13 protein-coding genes and 1 riboswitch are annotated in these 26,260 nt (G+C 30.4%); all 13 genes read right to left on the bottom strand.

Features of this window, described 5'->3' with window-relative positions; translation table 4 throughout:
* A complete protein-coding gene (locus ACJA23_RS01720; protein ID WP_406614707.1) occupies window positions 1-1,380 on the bottom strand; it encodes an ABC transporter permease in 1,380 nt (459 codons plus the stop codon).
* The gene (locus ACJA23_RS01715) at window positions 1,373-2,584 is read right to left on the bottom strand and encodes an ABC transporter permease (RefSeq protein WP_406614705.1); all 1,212 of its coding nucleotides are present in this window, start codon (window positions 2,582-2,584) and stop codon (window positions 1,373-1,375) included. The genes ACJA23_RS01720 and ACJA23_RS01715 overlap by 8 nt, the downstream gene beginning before the upstream one ends.
* A 129-nt stretch (window positions 2,585-2,713) precedes the next feature.
* Window positions 2,714-5,614: an OppA family ABC transporter substrate-binding lipoprotein gene (locus ACJA23_RS01710; RefSeq protein ID WP_406614703.1), complete on the bottom strand. Its 2,901-nt coding sequence runs from the start codon at window positions 5,612-5,614 to the stop codon at window positions 2,714-2,716.
* Window positions 5,615-5,659: 45 nt separating this feature from the next.
* Window positions 5,660-7,498 (bottom strand): oligoendopeptidase F, encoded by a 1,839-nt coding sequence (pepF, locus tag ACJA23_RS01705; protein WP_406614701.1) that lies wholly within the window; start codon window positions 7,496-7,498, stop codon window positions 5,660-5,662.
* 104 nt (window positions 7,499-7,602) lie between these two features.
* A riboswitch (Lysine riboswitch) is annotated at window positions 7,603-7,767 on the bottom strand.
* 199 nt (window positions 7,768-7,966) lie between these two features.
* Window positions 7,967-9,292: an ABC transporter ATP-binding protein gene (locus tag ACJA23_RS01700; protein ID WP_406614699.1), complete on the bottom strand. Its 1,326-nt coding sequence runs from the start codon at window positions 9,290-9,292 to the stop codon at window positions 7,967-7,969.
* Window positions 9,282-10,490, bottom strand: a complete 1,209-nt coding sequence (locus ACJA23_RS01695) for an ABC transporter ATP-binding protein (protein WP_406614697.1) — start codon at window positions 10,488-10,490, stop codon at window positions 9,282-9,284. Before ACJA23_RS01695 ends, ACJA23_RS01700 begins: the two co-directional genes overlap by 11 nt.
* Window positions 10,491-10,499: 9 nt before the next feature.
* Window positions 10,500-11,525, bottom strand: a complete 1,026-nt coding sequence (locus tag ACJA23_RS01690) for an ABC transporter permease (RefSeq protein WP_406614695.1) — start codon at window positions 11,523-11,525, stop codon at window positions 10,500-10,502.
* Window positions 11,525-12,577, bottom strand: coding sequence for an ABC transporter permease (locus ACJA23_RS01685; protein WP_406614693.1), 1,053 nt, complete (start codon window positions 12,575-12,577; stop codon window positions 11,525-11,527). Before ACJA23_RS01685 ends, ACJA23_RS01690 begins: the two co-directional genes overlap by 1 nt.
* Window positions 12,577-15,615 carry a hypothetical protein gene (locus ACJA23_RS01680; RefSeq protein ID WP_406614691.1) on the bottom strand — a complete coding sequence of 1,013 codons (3,039 nt, stop codon included), beginning with the start codon at window positions 15,613-15,615 and terminating at the stop codon, window positions 12,577-12,579. Before ACJA23_RS01680 ends, ACJA23_RS01685 begins: the two co-directional genes overlap by 1 nt.
* Window positions 15,616-15,629: 14 nt before the next feature.
* The gene (locus ACJA23_RS01675; protein WP_406614689.1) at window positions 15,630-21,320 is read right to left on the bottom strand and encodes a PDxFFG protein; all 5,691 of its coding nucleotides are present in this window, start codon (window positions 21,318-21,320) and stop codon (window positions 15,630-15,632) included.
* Between the two features lie 10 nt (window positions 21,321-21,330).
* Window positions 21,331-24,291: a hypothetical protein gene (locus tag ACJA23_RS01670; RefSeq protein WP_406614687.1), complete on the bottom strand. Its 2,961-nt coding sequence runs from the start codon at window positions 24,289-24,291 to the stop codon at window positions 21,331-21,333.
* 191 nt (window positions 24,292-24,482) lie between these two features.
* Window positions 24,483-24,689 (bottom strand): hypothetical protein, encoded by a 207-nt coding sequence (locus ACJA23_RS01665; protein ID WP_406614685.1) that lies wholly within the window; start codon window positions 24,687-24,689, stop codon window positions 24,483-24,485.
* Between the two features lie 127 nt (window positions 24,690-24,816).
* Window positions 24,817-26,004, bottom strand: coding sequence for a phosphopentomutase (locus tag ACJA23_RS01660; RefSeq protein ID WP_406614683.1), 1,188 nt, complete (start codon window positions 26,002-26,004; stop codon window positions 24,817-24,819).
* Between the last annotated feature and the right edge of the window lie 256 nt (window positions 26,005-26,260).

The following is a 26,260-nucleotide window of genomic DNA, read 5'->3' as shown; positions in this document are numbered from 1 at the left end:
CTAATTTGTTTTTCCACGAATAACTCTTGGGTCAAGAGCATCATGAATTCCTAATGCGATAAAGTGTAGTGATACTGAAATAGATAATAAGATCATTGATGGTAAGAATAAGATTAAGAAGTTATTTGAAGCTTCTTTTGGTGCACTTGATAATAGTGCTCCTAAGTTAGCGTTATCACCTCTAAAGAATCCTAAGAATGCAAGTGATGATACAGATAGAATAATTCCTGGAATTCTATTTACGTAGCTAGTTGCAATTTTACCAATAATGGCAGGTAAAGTGTGTTTGTAAATCAATCTAGCTTTTGAAGCTCCAATTGATTTACTTGCAGTAATAAATTCTGAATCTTTAACTGTAATAATGTACATTCTAGTTCCACCAACAGCACCTGTTCAACCTGTAAATACTAAAGCTAAAATCAGTGTGGTATCAGAAGTACCAAATGTTGAAGCAAATAGTAACAATCAAATTAATGTCGGTGGAGCGACAAAGATTTCAATTAGACGCATAATAATTGTGTCAATTTTAGATCCAACGTGGAATCCTAAATATGAACCAACAGCAACTCCAATAACTGTTTGAAGTGTGGCTGTAATTAAAGCAAGTCTAATTGCGTTTCAAGTACCAACTCATGAAGAAGTTCAAATATCAATTCCAATTGAGTTAGTACCAAAGTAAGTTGGAATACCAAAGTTTGGATTATCTGGGTTAGCTTGTCTTAAAACTTTAACAGCGTCAGCGATTTGTTCCACTGAAGCATTTTGAGGCAAGTTCATTCGATTTAAGAAAATGATAATGTTACTTAATTCATAGAATTTGTAAGCATTGACATATAGTTCTGAAGAACCTGTAGGAGTTGGGACAATTTTAATTAGTCCAGTATCTTGTAAAGTTTTATGTCCGTTTAAATATCATTTTAGTAAGTTTCCAGTAGCTTGGTTTTCTGGATCTGGGTTATAAAGTGTACTTAAACCTTTAATAACTTCAGCATAAAATGAGCTATTTGGATAAATTGATGATAAAACATATTCTTTATAAACTGGTGGAAGTAAGTTAACAGCATCTGAACCTTTAACTTTAACTATTTTTCCATCAATTGGGACGTTGAATTCGTAAGTTAAACTAACTTTTAAGTTAGGGTTAAATGGACTAGCAAATGTAACAACTAGCGAAATAATTAACACAGTTAGGAAAATAATTGTAAATAAAACAGTTGCTCAGTTGCTAAAAAATCTTTTGAAAATTTCAACTGGTAATTTCTTTGGTTTACCTGCCACATTGGTGAAGTTGTTGATGTTGTATGGAACTCTAGTAAATAGATCTTTACCTTGTAAAGATTGACTAAGACCATATTTTTTGTTAAATTCTGAGCTAGTCATTAGTTAAAGTTCCTTCCTGAGAATTGTTGGCTTTTAATAATTCTCTAAATTGTGCTTCACGAGATCATTTGGCTGTTAGCAAGCTTTTTACACTATATCTAGAAGGACTAGCATATTTGATCCGTGGATCTAAGAATGTATAAACAACATCAACTAAAAGTTCAGTAAATAAACCTAAAGCGGTAAATAATACATTTGAGAACATAATGATGTTAATTTCACCATTAGGGAACGCTTGTGCGAAGGTTTGTGATGTCCCTGGAATTTGTCAGTATGTCTCGATAATAATTCCACCACTAAGTAGTCCAATATATGAAGGGATAATGGCAGTAGCTAATGGAATTGAAATGTTTCTTAAAACATATTTGGTAAAGATTTCAAATTTACCTAAACCTTTTGATTTGGCAATCAAAATGTAGTTTGAAGTAAGTACTGTAACGACTTGGTTTCTAGTAAATGTAATATAACCACTTAAAGAACCAAGTACGATAATGAAAATAGGTGGTAATCAAGAAAGAATAATATTTCCGATTGAGTTAGTATCTAACACTGTTTTATCAGTGAAGTTGTAAGCTTGCGGTGGCACATTAAAGCTTAATAACACACTAATAAAGATTGGCACTAAAACAAATGATGGCAGTGCCACAAACACTAATGAGAAAAAGTTAACACTAACATCAAAGAATTTTCCTCTTTTATATCCAGCAATAACACCTAACACAATACCTAATGATGCACTAATAACAAAGGCAGGTAGTGTGACAATAATTGAGAATTTTAAGAATTTAAAGAATAAAGCTGGAATAGTTTTATTTGGATCATTCATATCAAAATATTTAGTAAAGACATCTTCATTATAAGGAAGTCCAAATGGGTGGTCTTTGTTGAAAATATCTTTAAATCAGTAGAATAATCTAACAAATGGGTTTACTTTTAAGTTAAATCAGAATGTAGGATTTTTAGTATCAAATGGTACATCAGGAGTTAAATGATAATTTACGGACTGATTAAAGTATCTCCGCATAGTATCAATATAAACCTGTGAACCAACGCTAGCTGATCCTTCTCCTCCTTGTGATGAGTTTTGTGCTCTTTCAACAAATGGGTTATTTGAGAAAATCGCAACAGATAAGTACACAATCACAATAATGACAAAAAGGGTAACTACAGCAAATCCTAAACGCTGTAGAATGTACTTTAACATTGTTTCTCCTTTAATACAAGATTAAATCTCTTTAATACTTGTTATTATTCTATAAAATTATATGAAATATAACAGAATAATAAACAATTAACGGTTGTCCGTTAATTGTATTTTTAATAATTAATTAGCTTATTTTGCAGGGTTAAATGCAACTAAGTAAGCTGATAAATCAGCTGGTTTATCACCAAATGAAGGAACTATGTATGATGGGTTGACAATAGTTCTTATAAATGGATCTGCTGATAAACCGAATGTTACATTTGTTGTAAATCCATATAAGTTAGTTAATTCTGTACCTAATTCAATTAAGTCTTTTTTGCTGAATTTGTGACCTTCAATTTTATTGTTTTGTAAGTCTAATCAGAATCTAGCTGAGAATGAGTATCCATCTAGTTGTTTGTCTTTTTCTTCAGCTGAAAGTTCAACTAATTTGTTTCCTTGTCCTGATAGTTTCATTGATCCTAAATTTTGTGATAAGTGAGCTAGGTCGTTGTTTTCTAGTTCTGATCATTTATCGTAAGGAATTGAAAGTTTGTGTGTTCCAGCTGCGTTCATTTTGTCTACATAAGTTTTTAATGCTTGTGCAGCTTTTGTTAATTGAGGGAAAGCTTTCATTTTTTCAGCGTATTCTGCATTTGTAGCAATACGAGACATAATTGGAAGTAAGTATCCATTTCATGAGTATCCATCAAATCCTGAACCAATTCCGTTATAGTCATATCCTCAATTATATAAGAATGAGTGGTTTAATGATAATCAGTTTGCACGTCATTCAGTTGCATCTTTAGGCATGATAAATTCAAATTTTAATCTTGGATCTAATTTACCTAATGTGTTAAATAATGATGTTAATGTTTGTTTTTCAGAATCATCTGGGTTTGTGTATCTGTAAACAAATTTGTATTTGATTTCTGAAGGAATACCTGGGTTAGCTGCATAGAATTCATCTAATAATTTTTTCATTCTAGCTTGTAATTGCGCAAATGCTGCTGATCGGAATCTTGTATCAGCTGAACTTTGAACTGAATTTGTTTCTGTTGGGTCAATTTCTGTTCCTAGTGATCTTTCACCATCTTTTAGCTCAACTCTTTGGTTTGTAGTTTTATCTACAACAAATAATGTACTTAATTCTTTTCAGTTAGCTCTTGGTGAAAGCGCTTTTTCACCTGATAATGAAGTATCTGCTGTATCTTCATTAATATTTGAATCTGGTGTTAAACCTGATAGGTAAGTATTTGTTGGTTCACCACCACGCAATGCTGTTGAAATTGCAGCTCAGTTTAATGAAGCAAAAATAATTGATCTAAATTCACGAGCAACACCAGTTGTAGCGTATTCTAAAACACTTGCATGTTGTTTATTTTTTAAATCAGCTAATGGAACACCATATAGAAGTCTTGATAATGGTTCATCAATTAATTCAGTGTTGTTTCCTTGGTTAGGGTAGTTAGGAATAAATTGGTTTAATACATTTGTAAGCAATGATTGTCTTGTTCTAGCTCTTGTAAATGTTAATCCGTAGTCTTGTGGTGCGTTTGTTACTATTGTTTTATCTGTAGCACTTAAATCACTATAAGAAACTGATGATTGGTCACCACCAATGTATCTGTTTAATGATTGTGTGTTAAATAACGCTGTATCCACTTTTCCATATTTAATACTGAATGTTCTAATTCTTCTTGGGTGGTTTACATATGCTTGATCTCAGTAATTTTTATTAACTACATAATCAACTGATCTTGATTGTGAATTATAAGCGTTTGGAAGATATTTTCCTGAGAATAATGTTGTTTCACGTGTGTTTCCGTATCAGAAGTATCCTGATAATCTTAGTAATGAATTTTGTGGTAAGTCTTTAACTAAAGTAGCAAGTTCTTGAATTTTAGTTGCAACACCTTCAGCTGTACTTGCTGAAGTTACTTTTAATTTTTCTGGGTGTTCTGCTACATCTTTTAAGTATTCATATGGAGCTGGTGTAAAGTCGTAATCTCCAATGAATTTGTTAATGATGTCAGAGAAATCACTTTTTTCACCTGCTAATCCATTAATTACAAGGTATGAACGTCCGCCTTCTTCTCTAACAGCTTTTTCTTTGTTTGAAATTGATTCAAAATCAATTCCGTATAGTCCGTATAGATAAGCGTTTGGATATGTACTTCCATGAGTATATGTTTTACTTGTAGATGTTAAGATTTGGTTAGTTGCAGCATTTAATGCATCAACTTTTGCTTTTGATTTATTTCCTGATTCGGCTGCACTAACTCTATAAGCGTAGTCGTTTAATCTTGTTCTAACAAATCCCATTCAGTAGTCTAAAGCTGTAACTTTGTAGTTTGTTTTTGTACCATCTGGCATTGTTCAAGTTAAACCATCTCTTACACGAGCTTCTAATTTAGTTGCCATTCTTAAATCATTTTCAAATTGTCTTGAGTTAATTGATTTAGGGTTTTCACTAATTAATTGTACTGATTGAGTATCTCATCCATTTGCAGTTGGTTGTAATGAAACAACTGTAGCTTCATCTGTGTCATATGTTTTTGAAGTTCCATCTGCAAAGTGTAACACGATAGCATCTGCATGTTCAAATTTACGTCTGTATAAACTTGGTTTAACAATTACACTGTGTGATTCTGTTTTACCTGTTAATTGGTCAACTGTTTCTTTTGTTTCAACAACTGGTCTACCAACAAATTCATATGATAAAAGTGATGGAACAGTTAAGTTAACTGTTGGTTGTCCAGCATCTTTATTCCCATAAGCTGATGAATAATCTACTGGGCTATCTGTAGGTGTATAATCAGTGTTTAAGTAAGAAACGAATAAGTTACTTTTTGCTGATTTTGTTAAGTTGCTTAATGTTCCATTGTATGGATGTGTTTCATTTGCAGCTGATTGATATGAAACTGCAAACTCTGAATTTGATTCTGCTTCTTTTTTATTAGCTACTGGATCTCCACATGAGATAGCAACTAAAGGCATTGTTATCGCACTTGCTGACGTAAATGATAATAATAATCTTTTAAATTTCATCATTACTCCTTGTTTTTTGATTATGATAATTATTTTGTTTTGACTTTATTTTTTAGTCTTAAAAAGTTTGTTTCCAAGTTTTTCATATTCATAAACTAATTCTTTAATGTATGAAAAACCTTCTTGATAAAATTGTTCACTTGTTAAGTCAATTCCGACTTTATTTAGAATGTTAATTGGATAATCACTACCACCAGCACTTAAAAAGTTTTCAATATAGTTTTGAATTGCCACAACTCCTTCAGTTTTATATTTTTTGAAGAAGTAGCAAGCTACTAATTGACCAATGGCGTATTTATAAACATAAAATCCATAGTAGAAGTGTGGTACATAAATAGCGCCTAAAGTATCTTTATCGTTGTATTTTAACTCAGTTGGATTTAAGGTGAATTTCTTACTGTTTTCATAGTAAAGTTCACTTAAAGCGCTATATGAGCTAGAGATTTGTCCTTTACTAATTTTGTCATATAAGCTATATTCATAATTAGCTCATTCAACTTGACGTAAAACAGTACCTTGAAAACCTTTAATCATACTTTCTAAAATATGGAATTTTAATTTATCATCGGTTGAGGTTTTTAATAACAAGTCAAACAACATTAATTCATTATAAATTGAAGCAATTTCTGCTAGGAAAATTGGGTATTGGCTGTCAATAAAGTTTTGACGAGTATCTGAAAAGTATGAATGCATTGAGTGACCTAATTCATGTGCTAAGGTTTCAACGCTTCTTAATTCACCATTAAAGTTCATTAAGATAAACTTTTTATCAATACCATATGAAGTCCCAATACTATAAGCTCCTTGACGTTTTCCTTTTGAAGGCATATAATCTACTCAACGTTGATTAAATGCTTTTTGGATTTGATCGATATATTCAGCACCAAAGGGTTTGAGAGCTTCTAAAATAAGTTGTTGAGCTTCTTCAACACTATATTGACTTTTAACATCAACTAGTTCACGCATTCCGTCTCATTTTTGTTGTTTAGAACCATAACGGATTTTGTAAAACTTTTTATGTAATTTATGGTACTTAATTAAAGGGTCACGATTATTTGAAACTTGTTCAAATAGACTAACTAAAATATCATCTGACACTTTATCGCTATCGGTTAACATTGCAACTGCTGAAGGATACTTACGAAGTTTAGCTTCGGTGGTGATAGCAATAAATTGTTGGTATAAAATTTCAGATAATGAATCTTTGTGTTGGTAATATGCATTTCAAAAGTTTTGATAAGCATTTTTTCTAACTAACGGATCATTTGATTTTAGTAACATATCACGGTTGGCATAATTTAGCTTTAGTTTTTTCCCTTTTGAAGTTAAAACATCATTAAATTGTAATTCTGAATTAGTAATAATGCTAAAAATTGAATGTGGTTTTCCAGCTCCAATTGCACTATTTATAATGTATTCTTCAACTTCATCACTTAATTTGTGTTCTAAAGCATTAATTTGGTCTTCCATGTGACGCTTGTATGATTTTAATCTAGGATCTTCTTTTCAAAGCTTCATTTTATCAATGTGTTTGTAAAATCTATTGCTTTCTGAACCTAGTTTTTGAGATAATTCATTACTTAAAAATGAAAAATCTTGTTTAATTTTCTTTCATTTAGGATCAACTAAATTTGTGTTTAAGTTGTTACTAATATAATTATGAATTTTGAACATAATTAAACTAGCTTGTTCACTTAATTTAACATCCGCTACATAAGCTTCAATGTCATTGTATTTAGTGTCCTTGTTACTAATCCGTTGTTCAGTTAACTTTTGATATTCTGCAATTAATTGCTCTAGCGTTTTTCCTTCTAAAATACTTTCTAAATCGAACCGATATTTTTCTGGAATATCTAGATATTTATCATATTCGTTAATCTTCATATTACCTCCCTTTGCTTTGTAAAAACAAAAAAGTTTTGTAGCTATAAAACTACAAAACTTTAAAAATTATTAAAATGAAATAAATAATTAATATAAGTTTAATGTAATTCTATAGCACCTATGGTTTCCCAAGAGTGAAAATCTTTTATGCTTTTTCACCAATACATAAAATCGCCATTTTATGTATTTCGGCTTTTATGTCCTTTTAACGTCATCATTGTATGCCTACTCAGACGTTTACTCATACTAAAAGCTCCTCTATAGCTGCGAATATTTCGCAATTGAGACTTTAATCAAGTTTATTATAGCACTTTATTTTTAATTTAGTATAAAAATTTTATATTTTTTAGTGCTATTTTTGGCTTAAAATCGCTTTTTAACTATTTTAATTTTATAATAAAAAGCCAAAAAACATCATTTATAGCGACATTTTTTGACTAGTTTAGTTTAATATTCTTTGTTTAATAATTAATATTCACCATTTTTTCATTTTTCAACTTCTTCGTGAGTTGCAAAAATGTAGTGGTCGTCATTTAATTTAATTCATTCAGGTTGGTTGTTTTGATCGTAATTATGCATATTAATATCATATACATATCCAATTAAGCTTCCTTTTTCTCCATCAATTGATGGCACAGCTTCTAGTAAGCTTCTTGTATATGGATGAAGTGAGTTATGAGCTATTTCAGAAGTTGAACCAACTTCCAGTAATCTACCTTTGTTCATAACTGCAATACGATCAGAAATGTATTCGACCATTCTTAAGTCGTGAGCAATAAATAAAATTGTTAAGTTATATTTTTCTTTTAAATCATTGAAAATATTTATAACTTGAGCTTGAATTGAAACGTCTAAAGCTGAAATTGGTTCATCAGCTACTAATAATTGTGGTCTAAGTACCACGGCACGCGAAATCCCAATTCTTTGTTGTTGTCCACCACTAAATTCAAGTGGGTAACGTTTTAGCACTGAACTATCAAGTCCAACACTTTCAAGTATATCAATTACTAATTGTTTTTTACATTGTTTTTCAGATCATTTATTTAATTCTAAACGCTGATTTTTGGCATTAGTTAAATATTCAATTGCTTCTTTATCTTTATACTCGTCTAAATCACTAAGTAATTGTTCATATAAAGCCTTAAAAGCTTCATCTTCGTTGGTTACAATTGCTTTATTTAAGTTAGTTAAATATTCACCATAAAACTGCTTATGTGAAGCTTTTGTAAAATAAGTTTCATACAGTTCTTTTTGGACACTTTGGTCGATGTTGTATAAATAAATTTCTTTTGAAGTTTTTAAGTTATCTAACCCTTCTGAAACTACACTTTCGATGTTATTGTATGGGTTTAAGGAGTTAGCTGGATCTTGGAAAATCATTTGTACTTTATTAACCATAAAGTTTTCAATTTCTTTATATTCTTGCAGTTTTTTACCAAATTTTAAACCACGTTTTAAAACTTTTGGCAAGGTTTTATTAAGTAATTTGATTTCACCAAAACTATAAGGAACTAGTCCAACTAGTGTTTTTCCAATGGTACTTTTACCACTACCACTTTCACCAACCAGTCCTAAAACTTCTCCTTTATAAATATTTAAGTTTAAGTCAGTTACAGCTCTGAAAGTTTTTGATCCGTGTCCATATGAAATATCAACGTTTCTTAGTGAAGCTAAGATTTCTTCTCCATGTTTTGGAGTTAACATATCATTTGTTCCAGCTACAATATCACGCACATATCTTTTTTTACGAAAGAATTTATATTTAACTTCTGTATAGTATTCTTTATTTTCCATCTTGATTTGCTTGTAAATATTCCTTTCATAATTTTTGAATAATAGCTGGTGGTTGATATTTTGGTGCATTTGGATCTAGTAAAGCTGATTTAACACGGTGAGTTTCACTCACATAATAAAATTTAGGTTCTTCAACAAAATCAATTCCTAAAGCATATTCATTTCTAGGAGCAAATGCGTCTCCAACAATATTATTTAAGTTTGCTGGCACGCTTCCACGAATCGTTGCCAATCTTTCACCAGTATTAACATCTGGCATTGATAAAATCAGTCCTCAAGTATATGGATGTTGCGGATAACGAAGCACTTCTTCGTTAGTTCCTTCTTCCACAATTTGTCCAGCATACATAATTGAAATATAATCACTAATTGAAGCTACCACACCTAAGTCGTGAGTAATAAAGACAATTGATAATTTTAGTTTTTCTTGCAGTTCTTTAATAATATCTAAAACTAAAGCTTGTACGGTTGGATCTAGCGCAGTCGTAGGTTCATCCATAACTAAAACTTTTGGTTCTAAAGATACTATAGCAGCAATAACAACACGTTGAATCATCCCCCCACTCATTTCGTGTGGGTATAGATGCATTACAGCTTCTGGATCATTGATTTTAGTTAGTTTTAAGTATTCAAGGGCTCTCTGGTATGCTTCTTTTTTAGTTTTAACTACTTTATTAATTAACATACCTTCCATAATTTGTTTTCCTACTTTCATCGTAGGGTTTAAGGTAGACATTGGGTTTTGGAACACAGCTGAAACTACTTTTCCACGGTATTGAGAATTTTCTCAATCTCTTAAGCTAAATTTTTCAATGTTATTGTTATAAAGCTTGATTTCGCCACTTTCAATAACTGCATTATCTCCAGTTAGTCCGTATAAAAGTGAAGTAATAACACTTTTACCACTACCACTTTCACCGATAATAGCATGCACTTTTCCTTCGTAAATTTTAATACTTGGTCCACGTAGGACTAAGTTTTTTTCACCTGGACGAGCTGGGTTAGTAAATGATAAATAAACATCATTAATTTCAGCAGCTATTTTTAGTTTTTCTCCATTAGAAAACTCTTGATATTGGACATTTTTATAAAACTCATCTCAATCAAAATTATGACGCTTGTTTCTAACAAAAGGCAACTTTGATTTTAGTTTTTTTCATAGTTGTGATTTATTTGAATTACTTAACTCTTTTTCCATTGTTGCCTCCTATCTTTGTCTTCTTAATGAGTCTTGAATTCCAGCACCAATTAACTGAATACTTGCAGTAATTAGAATTAAAAAACTTGCAGGTATAAACACATATCTTAAGTAACTAGGGAATTCTTTTTGTCCGTCAGAAATTAATTTTCCAAGAGTTGGTACATCATCAATTGCTAGTCCAATGAAAGCTAAAGACGTTTCACTTAAAATAACACCTGGAATTGAGAAAACTAATTGTGTAATTAAAATTGGTAAGATAACTGGTACATAGTTTTTTAAGATTTTATAAGTTGGAGTTCCAAGTACCTTAGAAGCTGCCACTCATTCAAAGTTTCTCGCACGTTTTACTTGTGCTCTGATTTGGTTGGCAATACCTGTTCAAGAAGTAATTGATAAAGCAAAAACAATAACTCAGAAACTAGGTTTAACAATAATAGTTAATAAAATTAACAAAATAATACTTGGTACGACTGAAATAATTTTAATAATGAAGGTAAAGAATGCATCAATTTTTTCAAATTGACCCATTAAAACTCCAACCACCACACCAACTACGACTGTAATAAATGTAACTACAAAAGCTAAAGCTAATGAGTATCTCAGTCCATGTCATAACAGTGCTCAATAATCACTTCCGTGGTTGTTTGTACCTAAAATATGGAAGATAAATCCTTGTTGTGATGAGCTTCCTGGTGGTAAGTGAAATGGGTGTTCTGGACTAGTTGAATAAGTAGTTAAAGGAATAATTAAAGCTGATACTAAAATTAAAACTAAAACAACAAATCCAAATAGCGCACCATAATTACGAGAAAAACGGTAAACAAACTCTTTAAAAGGTTTGGCTTCAGGTCTTAATTGACGTGCTTCATTGTATTCAAAAATATCACCGATAATTTTTCATTGTTGATGTTCAAATGGTTTTGTGTACTTATTTGGAGCATATTCTTCTTGAGCTTTATTTAAGTCATTTAAATTATCTCTAGCTCTGATTTTATTGGCAGTATTGTCAATTCAATTTCTTAATTTACCCATTATGCTCCTCTTTTTCTTACACGTGGGTCGATGATTTCATACAGAATATCACGTGTAGCATATGAAATAATTGTTAGTAATGTGTACATAATAACCATAAATAAGATTACGTTGTAATCTTTAGTTTGAATAGCTTGAAGCATTGTAGCTCCTGATCCAGGAATGAAGAAGATTTGTTCGATAAATAAACTTCCTAAGAATGAACCAAACACAACAGCAGGAAAGAAAGTTGCAATTGGGAATAATGAAGGTTTTAAAGCGTGTTTTCAGACAAATTGATTTTTGGTTAAACCTTTTAAGTATGCAAATTTAGCATGTACTGAATTAAGTTCACGGTTTAATTCAGTACGAATATATTTAATATAAATGATAATGCTTCCAAGTGATAAAGCTAAACCAGGTAAAATATAAGTTAAAAAGTTACTTTCTTCAAAAACATAAGGTAAGCCAACTAAACGACCAATAAATACTAAGACTAGCGCGAAAATAATTGATGGAACTGATGAAAAGACAGAAACTACGATAGTGGTAATGTTATCAACTAATCCACCTGGGTTTCTACCCACTCACACTCCAACTGTAATTCCAACGACTGTTGTAATTAAAACGCTGAAAATTCCAACTAAAAAGGATTTGTAAAATCTAATTCAAATAAATGAATTTAACTCTTCACCAGGGAAAATAGCATAAGAAATACCAAAATCACTATGAAGAAGTCTTTCTAAATAAACTAGATATTGTACAAATAAAGGTTGATCTAGTCCGTATTTAGCTTCAATGGCTTTAGCTACTGCTTCTTGTAAATTAGCAGTTAAACCACTTTTTCCAGCAACAGCATTAATTAAGAAGAAAGTAATTGTAATAACAGCTCATGCAATTACGATAAATTCTAAAATCATTTTAGTTAGTTTTCAAAGCGATCTTAGAACTGGTGAATCTACTGCTGTTAGTTTTTGTAAAAGTGTTAGTTCCGTATTACGTTTTTGATTAATAATCATTTGACTGGAGCTAACTTCGTATTTTTTACCATCAATAGTACGATGTTTGTGCATTATTCTCCTCCTGGTGTTTTACTTGGTAAGCCTGGTTTTGGTGGTTTGGTTACATCATAAGCATATTGTAAGTTGAAGGTATAAACCGAATCAACTCCACCTAGTTTTGTTACTTCCCAGTTGGTATCAACTTCCATAAGCGGAATAACTGGTGAAGCATCTCTAATTATTTTTTCCATCACACCAACAAATGGATAAACAGCAGTTGCTTCTCAATGTTGTTCTAATTCTGCATCAGTAAAGTTACTTGAGAAAAAGGCGTTGATTCTGTCTAAATATTGTTGTAATGTTTCTTCAGGTTTTTTGAAACTTAATTCAATCATTTTGGTTCAAAAATCAATTAAATTTCCATCGCTTGCTCTATATGGTTTTACATTTAATCTTTCAACTATTTGGTCTGTAAATCCTTTGATTCCTTCAACACCATATTTTTGGAAAACATAGTTTTCATAAGCTAGTTCTAGTTTAGCTAGCATAATGTTTTGAAGTTTTTGTCTTTGCTCTAAGTTTGTTGGTTTAATTCTTGAAACTAAAACATATTTTAAAATGTTGTTTACAAAATCAATGTTGTAGTATTTAGCGTTTTCACTATCACTTGCTTTAGCTGCATCAGCTATTTCATGTTCAATTGAAACTACTAAATCACTGATTTTAGTGATGTTTTCGTATGTAATTGTGCTTAATTCTGTTTTTAAGCTTTGGTTTTGAGCTGTTTGAGCATCTAAAGCTTTAGTTAACTGTTGTATAAATGGAGTTAAAGTTGCTTGTTCAGTTTCACGGTTGTGGTTTTTGACAATGTCTGCAAAGTATCTAGCGTAAGTAAATCCACCTGTTGGATTTGTTCTAAATCCTTGGTTTTTCGCTACTAATGCATCAGTTTCATCTTGAAGCATAAAGGCCGCAACATAATCTTGAACATTGTTTCCACCTAAACGATCAAAGTTATCATAAACTAAATCATATTGTCCACGGTCAACGTAGTAAGCAAAGGTATTTTCAGGTAATGAACGAAGATCTAAATTAATTAATCCATTACTTACTTTATATAATTTGTCTTTTAAATATAAAGCTGCATTTTTATGCTCATCATTACTTGCGTTAAGCAAGAATGTTAAAGTTACTTGTTTAACATTTGGATTTTGTTTTCTAAATTGATCAATGTAATATTCAGCTGTTTTTACATCGTGGGTTTTGTCGGTTCTATCTGTAATTTCAAAGTTAAAGTTTTTAGCATTATGTTCAATAACTGTATAGTTTTCTAATGGAAATTCTTTGTTATTTTTAGCTTTAACTTTTTCATTTTGCAAGTAAATTTCAAGGTTTACACCATCAAAAGTACGATATTGACCATAAGCGGTTCAAGTTGTTAAAGGTAAAGAGAAATCTCAACCAACAAATTTTAATAATTCAGCACGGTTAACAGCATAATAAATTGCGTTTCTAATGTTTTGATCTTGAATGTAGCTTTGTCCATTTGATTGTTTATCTAGGTTAAAAGCAAACGCAATTGTTCCATAACCACCATTTTTCTTTAAGTACTGTTTTAAGTTTGGGTTATTTCAGTATTGAAGAATTTTATCTGCAGTTATGTAGCTTTGAGAAATATATCCATCTTCAAAAAAGACAGCATTAATATTTCTTTCAGTTGAGAAAATAATTTTAATTTTGTTAGAAATAGTATTTTGTCTATCAAAATATGAGTTGTTTTTAAATAGCTCAATATATCCTTGTGGACCTAGCACTACATTTTCAGGTTTAATCACAAACGGTCCACTAGTTAAAAATCTTTCAGGCGTACTCCCGAACCTACTGATTCCACCGATTTCATTTTCGATGTATTTTCTATTAACAGGGTATAACTTTTGCATTACGCTAAATAAAGTAAATGTTAAACTACCAGTTTTGTTTCTATCGTAAATATAAGTAAATGAAGTTTCATCTCCAGCTAGTGATTTAATTTTGTTTGTTAATTTACCGTTTTCAATGGCATACTTTTGATTTGGTAAAACATATGGATTTCTCACTAGTTTAACTGTAATTTCAGTTCCATTATCATTTACTTTAAAGTCTTGTACATCAGCTTGTAAGTTAAAATCTGGGTTTAAGTGTAAGTTGTCACTAATTAAATCATTTGGATAGTCTAAAAAGTATTGTCCAGTATAAAACCCAAAACTTAAAGCAGCTTTTTTAATTGCTTCTACATAAGTTTCATCACCTGGGTTTTGACTTTGTCAAACTTGTTGGTCTGGGTCTTGGATATATCTAAATTTAGCTATTTTGGAAGGGATAAATTTTCTTCTTCCTCATGGGTTGATATATGGTTTGTTGAATTTTTTAATATATTCGTTTTGAGCATTCGTAAACTCTTCTGATCCACGAATTGAAAGCTTTTTGATTTCTTCAATTTTTTGGCTACCAGAGTTAAAGTCTAAAATGTATTCAAAATAATCACGTAAGTCTTGAGCTGTAATTACATCACCATTGCTTCACACGTTTTTTTCTTTATTAACAAAACCTGTAAAAGCCATTATGTTATTTGGTGTTCTGGGGTTTGCAAAACTATAAATAGTTGGTGCTCTTTTAATGTCAGTAATACTATCACGACCAGTTCCACCAAAAATACCAAAATCATGCAGTCCATATCAACGACCTTCAACTAGTCCATAACCATCATCACCTTCTAAGTTTTCGAGGTTGCTTGCGATAAATTCATCAAAATCACTAGTTCTAGCTCCTTTTGATGTATCAACTGTAGTCATATTAAATTTTGTTGTACTTAATAAGTTTTTTAACTCATCAGTAGGTCCAGATTTTAAGAATCCATCAACTAATGAAGGTAAAATTTTATCTACAGATTTGTTAATTACGTAGTTTAAAGAGTTTAACGGTTGTGTTGTTAAACCTAAATCATAATTTGCGTTAGCATTCACTTTTGTTTTTGCTTGTTGATTGTTGTTTGTAGTTGTACAAGCTACAATAGGTAGCAACAAACTAGTTGAAACTATTGATGCTAAAGGTAAAATAAATTTTCTTTTCATATAATTTGCTACTCCTAATCTTTATTAAATTGGTTTCTAACTACCATAACCGCTTTACCTGTTTTTTTACCATTTACTACTTCAGCTTCAATATAAACAGGACTTTGTACGGCTAGTTTTCCATTTTCTGTTAGTAAATCACGATGTCCTAAAAGTGTAGTTGCATTTTCTTTATATACACTGTTTTCACCGTATTCGTCAGGAACTACATTATTATTTTCATCAACAAACTCAACATAATATTTATTATCTGGTAGTAATCTTGATTCTCTTAATTTAGTTGTATATGTGTAATCACTCATTCATGATACATAGCCATATTCACTTAATTTTTTCTTAGAACTTTCAACACCTTGTTTTTGTAGTCAGAACATATTATTAGTGTTTTCAAAGTTTACAGCTACATATGAAACATCTGAACTATCTTTAACATTAGTAAATCTAAGTTTTTTAACTTTTTGAGCTTGTGAAGCACGCATATAACCATATAGTGCTGTAATATCGTGTTTTTTCAGACGATAAATTCCAGAAAGTGTTCTTTGACCAACTCCAAAGTTTAATAGTTGTGAAACGAAAAACGCTTCAGGGACATTGGTTACAAATTCAGTTCCTTCAAAGTTTTTCAATCTTCTAAATTCAGGTTTAATTTCAACAGGTGTACCATCATCATTGTATAAAGGCATTTCTATTGCTTCTTTTTCAAAACGATCCATTAAATAACCTTGACCTGATGAAATCACTTGTCCAAAGTAATTGCTTGATCTTTGAGAAGTTTCATTTCTTTGTAATTTAGCTTGTGTGATGTATTTTTTGTTTAAGTTATCTCTTAATGTTGCAACTTCAGCATCATAAGATTTTCTTAATTCATCAATTTTTTTAGAAACTTCTTCTAGTTTGTTATTTAATTCTTGAATTTGTTCTGGAGTTAAGTCTGTTTGTTTGCTTTGTGTTCTTAAATCAGTTAATTCTTTATATAAAGCTTTTTGATTAGCTTCAAATGTAGCTGATTTTTCAGTTAATTGGTTTTGTAATAATTTTTCAACTACTGTTAAATGCACTAATGCTTGAGCATCTTGCATTGTTTTATGGTCAATTTTGGTGCTATTTATATAATTTAAAACTGTTAAATCTAAAATATAATCTTGCCCAACATTTGTTTGGTTTGCGCCAGAAATAAAGCTTGGTGTATTTCCAAAATCTTCTGTTTTAGGTACAAATGTTGTTTGTACATAATCACGAGTTAATGTTTCAGGTAAGGTATAAACGTAGTTACTAAAGTAATCTGAAATAATATCGTAGTTTCTTTCTGAGTTTGCATTAATTACATCACTTGAAGGTGTTCCACCGTTTGGTGTTGAATAAATAAATGAAGCTAAAACTAATGATGAATTTCCTTTATTTGACATTTTGACTGTATTTCCTAATAAATCAAATAAATCAAAAGTATCTAAATTAGCTATATATTTGTTAATTTCAGCTTCAGAAGCTCCTTTGAATGCGTTTTTAACATAGTTTGATAACATTTCTTGCATTTTTTCAGGAGTTACACCATAATCCATATCTTCTTTTCTAATTTCAGCTACTTCATAATAAGCATCTCTAAAATCAGTATCTAAAATGCTAAATCCATATCTTCTAGATAAAGCAGCTTTATTATTTACTAGTTCTGTTGCTGGGTTAAAGTCTTTCATCGCTAAAACTAGTCCACTATTTCTAAATAAGTACATTAAGTAGTTAGCTACTTTTTGTTCAGCATCAGTTCCTTCAACTAGTGATTGATGTAATTTATCTTGTAAATCAGTGTTTTCAGTGTTTTTGATTGCATTAATAAATGCAGCTATATCAAATTTAGTTTTTACATACTCAACATCTCAGTTGTAATCAACTTTTTTAGATCCATTTTCATCTGTTACTACCGGTGTAGCTTTTGAATAATCTAGTGATAAAACATCAACCATTTCAGTAAAGTTAGTAAATTTCAACACTATTCCTTGTCTAGTTACTTCTGCTCTAGTTCTTGGATCAGTTTTTGCATATGAAACAGCTTTAGAAGTTTTGTATAAAGGTTTTAAAGCTGTTATAAAATCTTTTGGAACTGTGTTAACTAATGTTCCATTTTCATTTGAAGCATAGAAATTATCTGCAAGAATATTAACAGCTAAAGTTCTATCAGCTGTACTTGGTTGTGCACCAACAAAGGTAGTTTCATTTTGATCAACATAACCTAAAACATCATTGTTTAAGGCTGCTACATAAAAGTAATCAAGTCCGTGGTGAGTTCTACCTGATAAAGTTCTTAATTTATTTGCTGAAATAATGTTTCTAACACTATCATCATATGTTCCACCATGAGCAATTGAAGAAAGAACAGAGTTAGAAAAGACAGGTAAAGTATATTTAACTAATTTTTCAGCACCACCAGTAGTTTGTTTGTGCACTAAAACAGTATTGATTTGAGCTTCTGCAGCTCTTGGATAATTTACTCCATCCAATCTAAAACCAGCTGGTGCTGTATATGGATTTCTTCCGCCTCTTTGGTAAATTGATAAGAATGAGTTAATTAAGTAACCGTTTTGAGTTGTTTTATCACCACTAAGCACTAAATAACGATTTGCTGTACGTTTTTTGTTTGTAGTGCTAGATACAATTCCTAAAGGGTTGAAACTAATATCAGTTTCTTCTGGATTAGAACGATTTTTTAAGTTCTCTTTTCACTCATTTAAACCTTCATTTGAATCTTCAAATGTAGTATCATCAGCAGTTCCGTATTCAAATCTAGGTTCAATATTTAAGTTTGAACTTAATGTATTTCAACCGTTATCAGATAAAAATGTTTGGAATAGATTAGTAAATGTAGAAGTAATTTGAGACACTTGCTCTTGCACATATGCTCATGATTTTTCATCTAAAGGTTGGTTTAAAGGTACATTTATAGCAGGTAAACCGTTTTTGTCTTTTAAGTTAACTTTTGTAACAACATGATAAGTTTTACCATCAACCATTTGAGTGGTTGATTCAATCACTTTAATTGTGCCACTTTGTGCATCAAAGTCTTCTTGTGTTAATTGTCTTCCACTTCCATCTTTTAAGGTTAATAAACCATCTTTAACAACTAATTCCTTGAATTTGATGTTATTTCCATCACGCTCAATAACTTTTTTTGTTCCTGAAATTCCTGGATTTAGTGTTGCTGAATGGCGATCGATAGAGTTAGCTAAAAATAAATCACCAATATTAACATTTCTTAATTTAGCTGCATTTAGTAAACCTTCATAAGTTTGTAAAAACCTTCTGCGCTCATTTTTAAGTGTTTTAAAGACATTATTATTTTTGTGATATCCAAAAATATCTTCCGAATCTTCTACTGTATGTTTGTTTGGATCATCTTTATCTCTAAAAATAAAGTTAATAAAATCACCATTAGCATCTACATTGTAGTTTGGATCAACTTTTTGGAAATCTAAACCAGTTCTAGCATAAAAGTAATTTCTTACAGCTTCAGCGCTATAGTATGAGCTTTCATTTAAACCACCACGAGAGTTAATTGCATCTATAACCACTCTATCTTCAGGAACATCAACAGCTTGTGATCTTTCTAAAGTGTAGTGGTGTCCATATTCGTGAGCTCCAACATATTTTAAGAAGTCTGTTGAAATACCTTCATAATTATCAACTAATGCATTTAAGATAACTGGTATCCCAATACGTGAACCTTCACTAAATCCTCTGTATTCACCGTCTTCTACTTTATATTCGTAAAAACCTTGGTCATTTAAGTATTTGACAACATGAGGACCTTCATATTTTTCTAATAATCACGGATAAACTTCGGTAATTTGATCAATTAAGTTTGCATAAGTTTCGTTAAATAGCTCAAATTTTCTACTGTTAATTCCAGTTAAAGCATTTCCATCTTCATCTCTTGCTCCACTGTCTTCTGGAGTAGCGCGAAGTACAGTCGGAACAATTGCCCCTTGGTATCCTAAAGCGCGCTTAAATGAAATAAATGAATTTTTTCTAGCTTTTGAAACTTCATTTGAAGTAAATAAAGCTTTTAATTCACTATTATCATGTAAGTTTAAGTTAGCCTCTAAAACAAATAAATTACTATTTGCTTGTTTTTGCACTGTAGCATTTTTAAATGTTGCTTTAGTGATTGGAACCATTTCTAAAGAAGCATCTTTTTTATACTTAAAGTATGAATCATAAGCTTTAACATATGAATCAAAGAATTGATATACATTATCATCAGTTTTGTAAAAATAAACTTCTCTATCGTAATAATTAGCTATATCGTAAAAATCTAAGAAACTTAATGTTGAATTTTCAATAACTCTTTGAAGTGAATTTAGTGATTCAAGTACATAATCGTAATTCGCATCATATCTAAAAGTGTAAAATTCTTTACTTAATGGTTGTGGTTGGTTGTTATTTGCGTTTGTATTTGAAGCGTTATTTGAACTATTTGTTTCAGCTGATGAATTTGCTTCTGAAGACATATTCGCTGAAGTTTCGCTACTATTAGTATTTGTATCAGTCGCTTCTTTAACTGGAGCAAATTTAACTCTTAGTTGTTTATTTGGTTCAAATTGACTAGCACCAAGATAAAAACTTCATAAAGTATCAATTTTTACAGGCTCAAAACTCTCAACAGTCGCATTAGCTAGTAAAGTTGGGTATTTGGCTTTTAACATGTCTAAAGTAGCTTGGTCTACTTCTTTATCTCAAATTAAGATTTTACGTTGTTTCGCTTCTTTAATTGGTCTTCCAGCAGTGAATAAATCTACATAATCATAAGTTTCAGCATCATCTTCACTTGATCAAAACACATACACAGTTTGGTCTTTTAATCTAGCTGGATCTAATAAGTTTTTAAAGTAGTTTTGTGAAGCTCCAAATTGAGTCTCAACAGCTTGGTTAGATGTTACTTTCTGTTTGTAATTTTTAGACATTGAAGCATATGGAATAGTTTTTAGATAGTTATCTAATTCAACTTTAGTTACTGGATCATTAAAAGCGCTATAAGTTAATGAATCACTAGCATGACCTCTACCACCAGCAATACTGTACATTGGTAAAGAACCAAAGAAACCATCTGGGAAGAATTTAATTTCTGAATATTCTTTTCTTCTTGTTGAGTGGTTTCCAAGTGTAATAGCTCCTCCACGTTGCTCAACTCCACGTACAATTCTAAAAGTATCTAAAGTAATAATATCTGGTCCATAAGAAATGTTTTCCATAAATCAGTGAGCAAATTCGATAAATTGTTGTGGTCTAATTGCTAAAACATATTCATCGAAAAAGCTAAATGAACCATATCTAATTTGCACCACAAAATCATCACCAAATCTTTGACGATATCTACGGTAAAAGTCACTAAAATTATATTTTTGACTAGGTTGATCAAGGAAACTAAACTCAGTACCATCAGCATTAATGTGCGCTACTTGTCTTGATTTTGAAGTATCTAAAACTCTAACTTCTGGTTTGTTAAATCTTGGAATAGCTGTACTTTTTACTCTGGCTAATTCTTGAGCCGATAATGATGCTAAAACTGTATTTGGTCCTTTAACTTCATCACTGTTTTGAGCATAACCATAAACTGCTCCATAAGTTGTACCAACAGCGACACCGATAATACCAAAAGTAATAGCAGTTCTTACACTTAGTGGTAAATCACTAAATTTTTTTCTGTTTTTTTTCATATGTCTCCTTCTAATTTGCTGGGGTTAGGTTTAGTGTTTCTAATCATTCTAACACTTCTACAAGTGCTTGTTTTTGTGTTAAGACTTTTAAATAATTTAATGGGTATAAAGTAATCGCAATCGCACCTGAGTGTTGGTAAACTGAATAAGTTCCTTTAGCACTAAATTCAGCTTTTAGTTCTTTAACTTCTTGGTTTTGGTCATTTGTTTTGGTTGTATATGAAGCGTTTTGCACTGCTGTATAAACTTTTGTTCTAACAGCTTTTAATTCATTTCTTAAAGTAGTTAATTTATCTTTACCAGCTTTTGAAGCAACTGCATTTAATAATTTCTCATTAGCTGCATAATAAGCTTTAATTAAAGGTAAAATCGGACTTCAAGCATCTTTTAGAGCTTGTGAAGTTTGAGAATTTTCTGGGTCAATTTCGTTGTATAACAAGAAATCTAGTGGAATATCATTTCTGCCTGATTTAACGAGTGTTGAATATGAATTTAATAGTTCACTTAAAAACGCTGTTGAACCTCTTTTGTTTAGATTATCTTTTAAACTTAATAATTTAGCTTGAGTTGGTACATAATCTTGTTGTGTAAATCAAATTAATTCTTGAACTGGTAGTAGTTTTCAACCAGATTGACGTTCAGCAAGATTGGTTTGTGAGTTTGCTTTTAGTTCATATTTTCTTGAAACTGATGTAGTAAGCGAATTTATGCTTGTAAACACTTCATTTAATTTTGTTCCAGTTTCTTTTACTTTTTCACTAGTGTTTTCAGCATTTTCAGTTTTTAATGATTCTATTTTTGCAATTACATCGTTTACTTTTGAAACTAATTCATCAGAAACATCATTAGTTTGGTTTTTTTTTCCTTGAATGTATTCATCTAAAGAAGTTTTCATTGTTTCAAGTGGCATAACCAATTCTTTAACTAGTTCTAAATTTGCTAATAATTGAGATTTTAGTTGATCATTATTATCAACTGTTAATCTTTTATATTTTCTATATGAAGCAAATAATGATTTATTTGCACTTGCAACTTTTACTAATGAACTTAATTTAGGGTCTAAATCACTTAAAGCTAATTGAGCTGCATCACTATTTTGTTTAGCTAAAAATACAGAGTTATCAGCTTCATTATCTTGCAATCCAGAATTTAATCTTAATTCAGCTAAAACATCACTAACACCTGCATTTTTTCAATACTCAACGTATAAAAGCATCTTTTTAGCGTGTGTTAAAACTGTTTTTAAGACGATTAATTTGTTTAATTCATAGGTTAATTTAGTTTTTTCATAGTTACTTTTTAAAGCATTATCATCTAATACTTTGGTTTTATCTTTTAATTCTTTTTCAACATCTTTTAACAATGAACTATATAAAGCTGAATAATTATTTTTTACATTTTCTTGATTATTAACTTTAGAATTTAGGTCACTAACTAAACTGTCATATTCAGTTTTTAATGCAGCATATTGACTTTGAGCTGATGCTAATAATTTAGTTTCTTGTTCATTTTCTAATGCAACTCCAACTTTTTCCTCACTAAATAATTCATTTAGTTTAGCTTTTAGTTCTTCAAAACTTAAACCAGCATTGTATTCTACTTTTTCTAAAAATTCTTTAGCTACTCTACGGTTATCGCTGTATTTTGCATATAAATATGATGAAGCATAGCTTTGGTTTTCTCACTCACTAACTTTAGCTTTATATGTTTCTAAATTTAGTTCACTTCATTTACTTACTTGTTCTTTATTAATTTGATCGAAAAATGGTACATATCAATCAACACTTAAAGTACTATCATAACTTTCGCTAAAGTAGTTTGGATTAGTTCTTAGATCTACAAAACCAAGATTCCTTCTTGAAACAAAGTATTCAAATGCACCTGCAACTGAATCTATTTGTTCAGCTAAACTTTTGTTTTTAACACTTTCTTTTCACTCTGTAAATGCTGGTACATAACTATCAATCATTCTTTGACCAACATTTGCATATCTAGTATTTTTAATTCTTGCACCAGTAGCTTTAATGTGTTCACCGATTCTTTTAACATTATTGGTTATAAAATCAAACATATCGCTAACTAAAGTGTTATTTGTTAAATCAACCACATCTAATTCACTAGCTGGGTATGATTCTCAAGTTTCAACCATTCTAGTTCCATCTTCGTTTGGTTTAGTTGTTATAGTTAAATATAATGGAGGTCTTTGAGTTTCTCTTACAGCACTAAAAATTCTTAAAGCTGTGTTAAATGACTTAAATAAGTCATATAAAGTTCTAGTTAATTTAGGTCAATTAGTTGCATCTTGCACTGTTTTAGTTAAAACATTAGCATAATCAGTAAATTCTTTATGATAAGCGTTGAATGTAGCTTCATAAATATTTGCTAAATTTGGATCTGATTGCATTTTATTAAATGCTACTTTGTAATAGTTATCTATGTATTTTAAAATTGGAGTTAGTGTTTTTTCATACTTTTTATCAGTTGTTACACTTAATGAAAGTGGAGCAAAAGCTAAACTATATGCTGCATAAGTTTTAGCTTTTGGAGCTTCTTCAGTTGTTGAGCTATTAGCTTCTACTTCACTCGAAACTTCAGCTTCACTAGGTGTAGAAACAACTAATTTATCAGCTGTAAATACTGGTAAAACTTCGTTTGTTTGTGGTTTTTCTCCTTCAGTTGTTGCTGGTAGAGTTTTTAAACCTTCGACAAACTTATCAACCATTTTATTAAACTGATCTTCAGAAATTTTTCCACTCATATATTGGTCATAAACGCTTTTTAGACCGGAAACAACTTCTAAATTCCCTTTAAATAAAGCTAGTTGATTAGCAGTTTCGTAATTTTTACTACTTACACTTGATAAACTAGTTTGTTGGTGTGCATTTGCATTTGGTTCAACACAGGCAACCAAACTTAGTGTCGACAGTAGTGATGTAGATGATAAAAGCAATAATAATTTTCTTCTTAACATATTTTCTCCAAGGTTAATAAAAATGCGCATTTTACATATTAAAGTGTAAAATGCGCATTTCTTCAATGTGTTTAATGATTAATAGAAATTTAAAACTATTAAAGTACAAATTAAATCATTTTTACCATAATTATGGCTAATGCGTTTTACACTCATAAGCCATAATTATGATTTTAATTAATTATCATATCTTAAAAAAGGCTTAACTTCTCTTTTCAAATATTTTTAATATTTTTAATTGTCATAATGGTTTTAATTACAATAAAAGCAGTCATAGCTTTAATATTTGCAGATTTAAAGAACACCTTACGGTTTACAAAGGTGTTTTGAAGTGCAGCAAAAAATACAGATGTGTTAGCATCTAAATGTAAATCTCTTAATAATAATGAGTTTGCCATAACTTCTCTTTTTTTCTATCTGCAAGTAATTCAAGTTAATTATACACTAAAAAAATTAGCCCCAAACTTTTTAGGCTAAATTTAAACAAAAACAAGCTTGGTAGCTTGCTTGTTGTTATATTAATAATTAAATTAGTGTGTCAAAAACATCATCACCAGTTTCTAAAACTAAATCACAACCAAAGTTTTTAGCAATAATATTTCCAAGTGTTCCTAAACCTTCAAAGTTAGGTAAAACTTTTGGATTGGTAAATGATGGTGAGTAAATTGTTGCTGGTAAAAATTCTCTAGTATGGTTAAATCCAGGATATAATGGGTCGTTTCCATGATCACTTGTAATAATTAGTAAATCATCTTCACGCATAACGTTAATTAGTTTACCTAATTTAACGTCTAATTTAGCTATATTTTCAGCATATCCGTGTACATTTCTTCGATGTCCATAGTGAGAATCAAATTGTACTAAGTTAGTAAAAACTAGTTGGTTTTCAGTATCTTGTTGAGCTAGTTCGATAGTAATATCCATACCATCTTCATCACCTTCACTTTTATATGAAACATCAATTCCTTGACCTACGAATATATCATTAATTTTTCCAACACCAATAACTTTCACACCTTTAGCTTGAAGTTTGTTTAAAATATTTTCGGCTGGTTTATTAGCATAATCGTGTCTGTTGAATGTTCTAACGAAATTACCAGCTTCTCCTAAATATGGTCGAGCAATAATTCTTCCAACATTTCACTCTGGTTTAGAAGAACAAATTTCTCTAGCAGCTTTAGCATATCTATATAAATTATCTAACCCAGTTCATTCTTCATGAGCACAAATTTGAAGCACAGAGTCATTTGAAGTATAAACAATAATAGCTCCATTATCTTTTTCTTCTTGTCATAACTCATCGATAATTTCAGTTCCTGATGAAGCTTTGTTTCCAACAATTTTTCTTCCATCAAAAGCTTCTGATAAAGCTTGAATTAATTCTTCAGGAAAACCATTTTCAGCAAAAGTAGGAAATGGAACTAAAGTTTTAATTCCCATCATTTCTCAGTGTCCAGCTAAAGTATCTTTTGCATTTGAAACTTCTTGGATTTTAGCCATATAAGCTAGTGGTTTTTTAACATGATAATTACCATTTAAGTTTGTTATATTACCAATACCTAATTTTTTTCAAGTATCAATGTGAAACTCATCTGCCATTGAAGCTGATCTAATAGTGTTTGCCCCTGAATCACCAAAAGCTTTTTGATCACGATCAGGTCCAATCCCTAACCCATCAGTAACAATCATAAACACACGTTTAAATTTATTCATTTTACTCCTATTAATAAGTAATTTGCAATAGTTTCGCACTAATATTATTTTAGTCCTTTTAATAGTTTTATTAAACTATTTTTGTCTTTTACTAGTCAAAAATATTTAAATTGTGATGTAGGTTTAATGATAAATCATTGTACAAGTTTGATATCTTGAAAACTTAAACTAAAAAATTACTTTTTTAATAGTTTTTTAACCAGTTTTTAATGCTTTTAGTTTAAAAAGTTAATTTTCAGGAAGCTTCATAGTTAGA

Source organism: Mycoplasma corogypsi, assembly GCF_045276875.1.
Classification (GTDB): domain Bacteria; phylum Bacillota_I; class Bacilli_A; order Mycoplasmatales; family Metamycoplasmataceae; genus Mycoplasmopsis; species Mycoplasmopsis corogypsi.
Note: the sequence above shows the minus strand (reverse complement) of the source record. Positions and strands in the feature narration are given on the sequence as shown.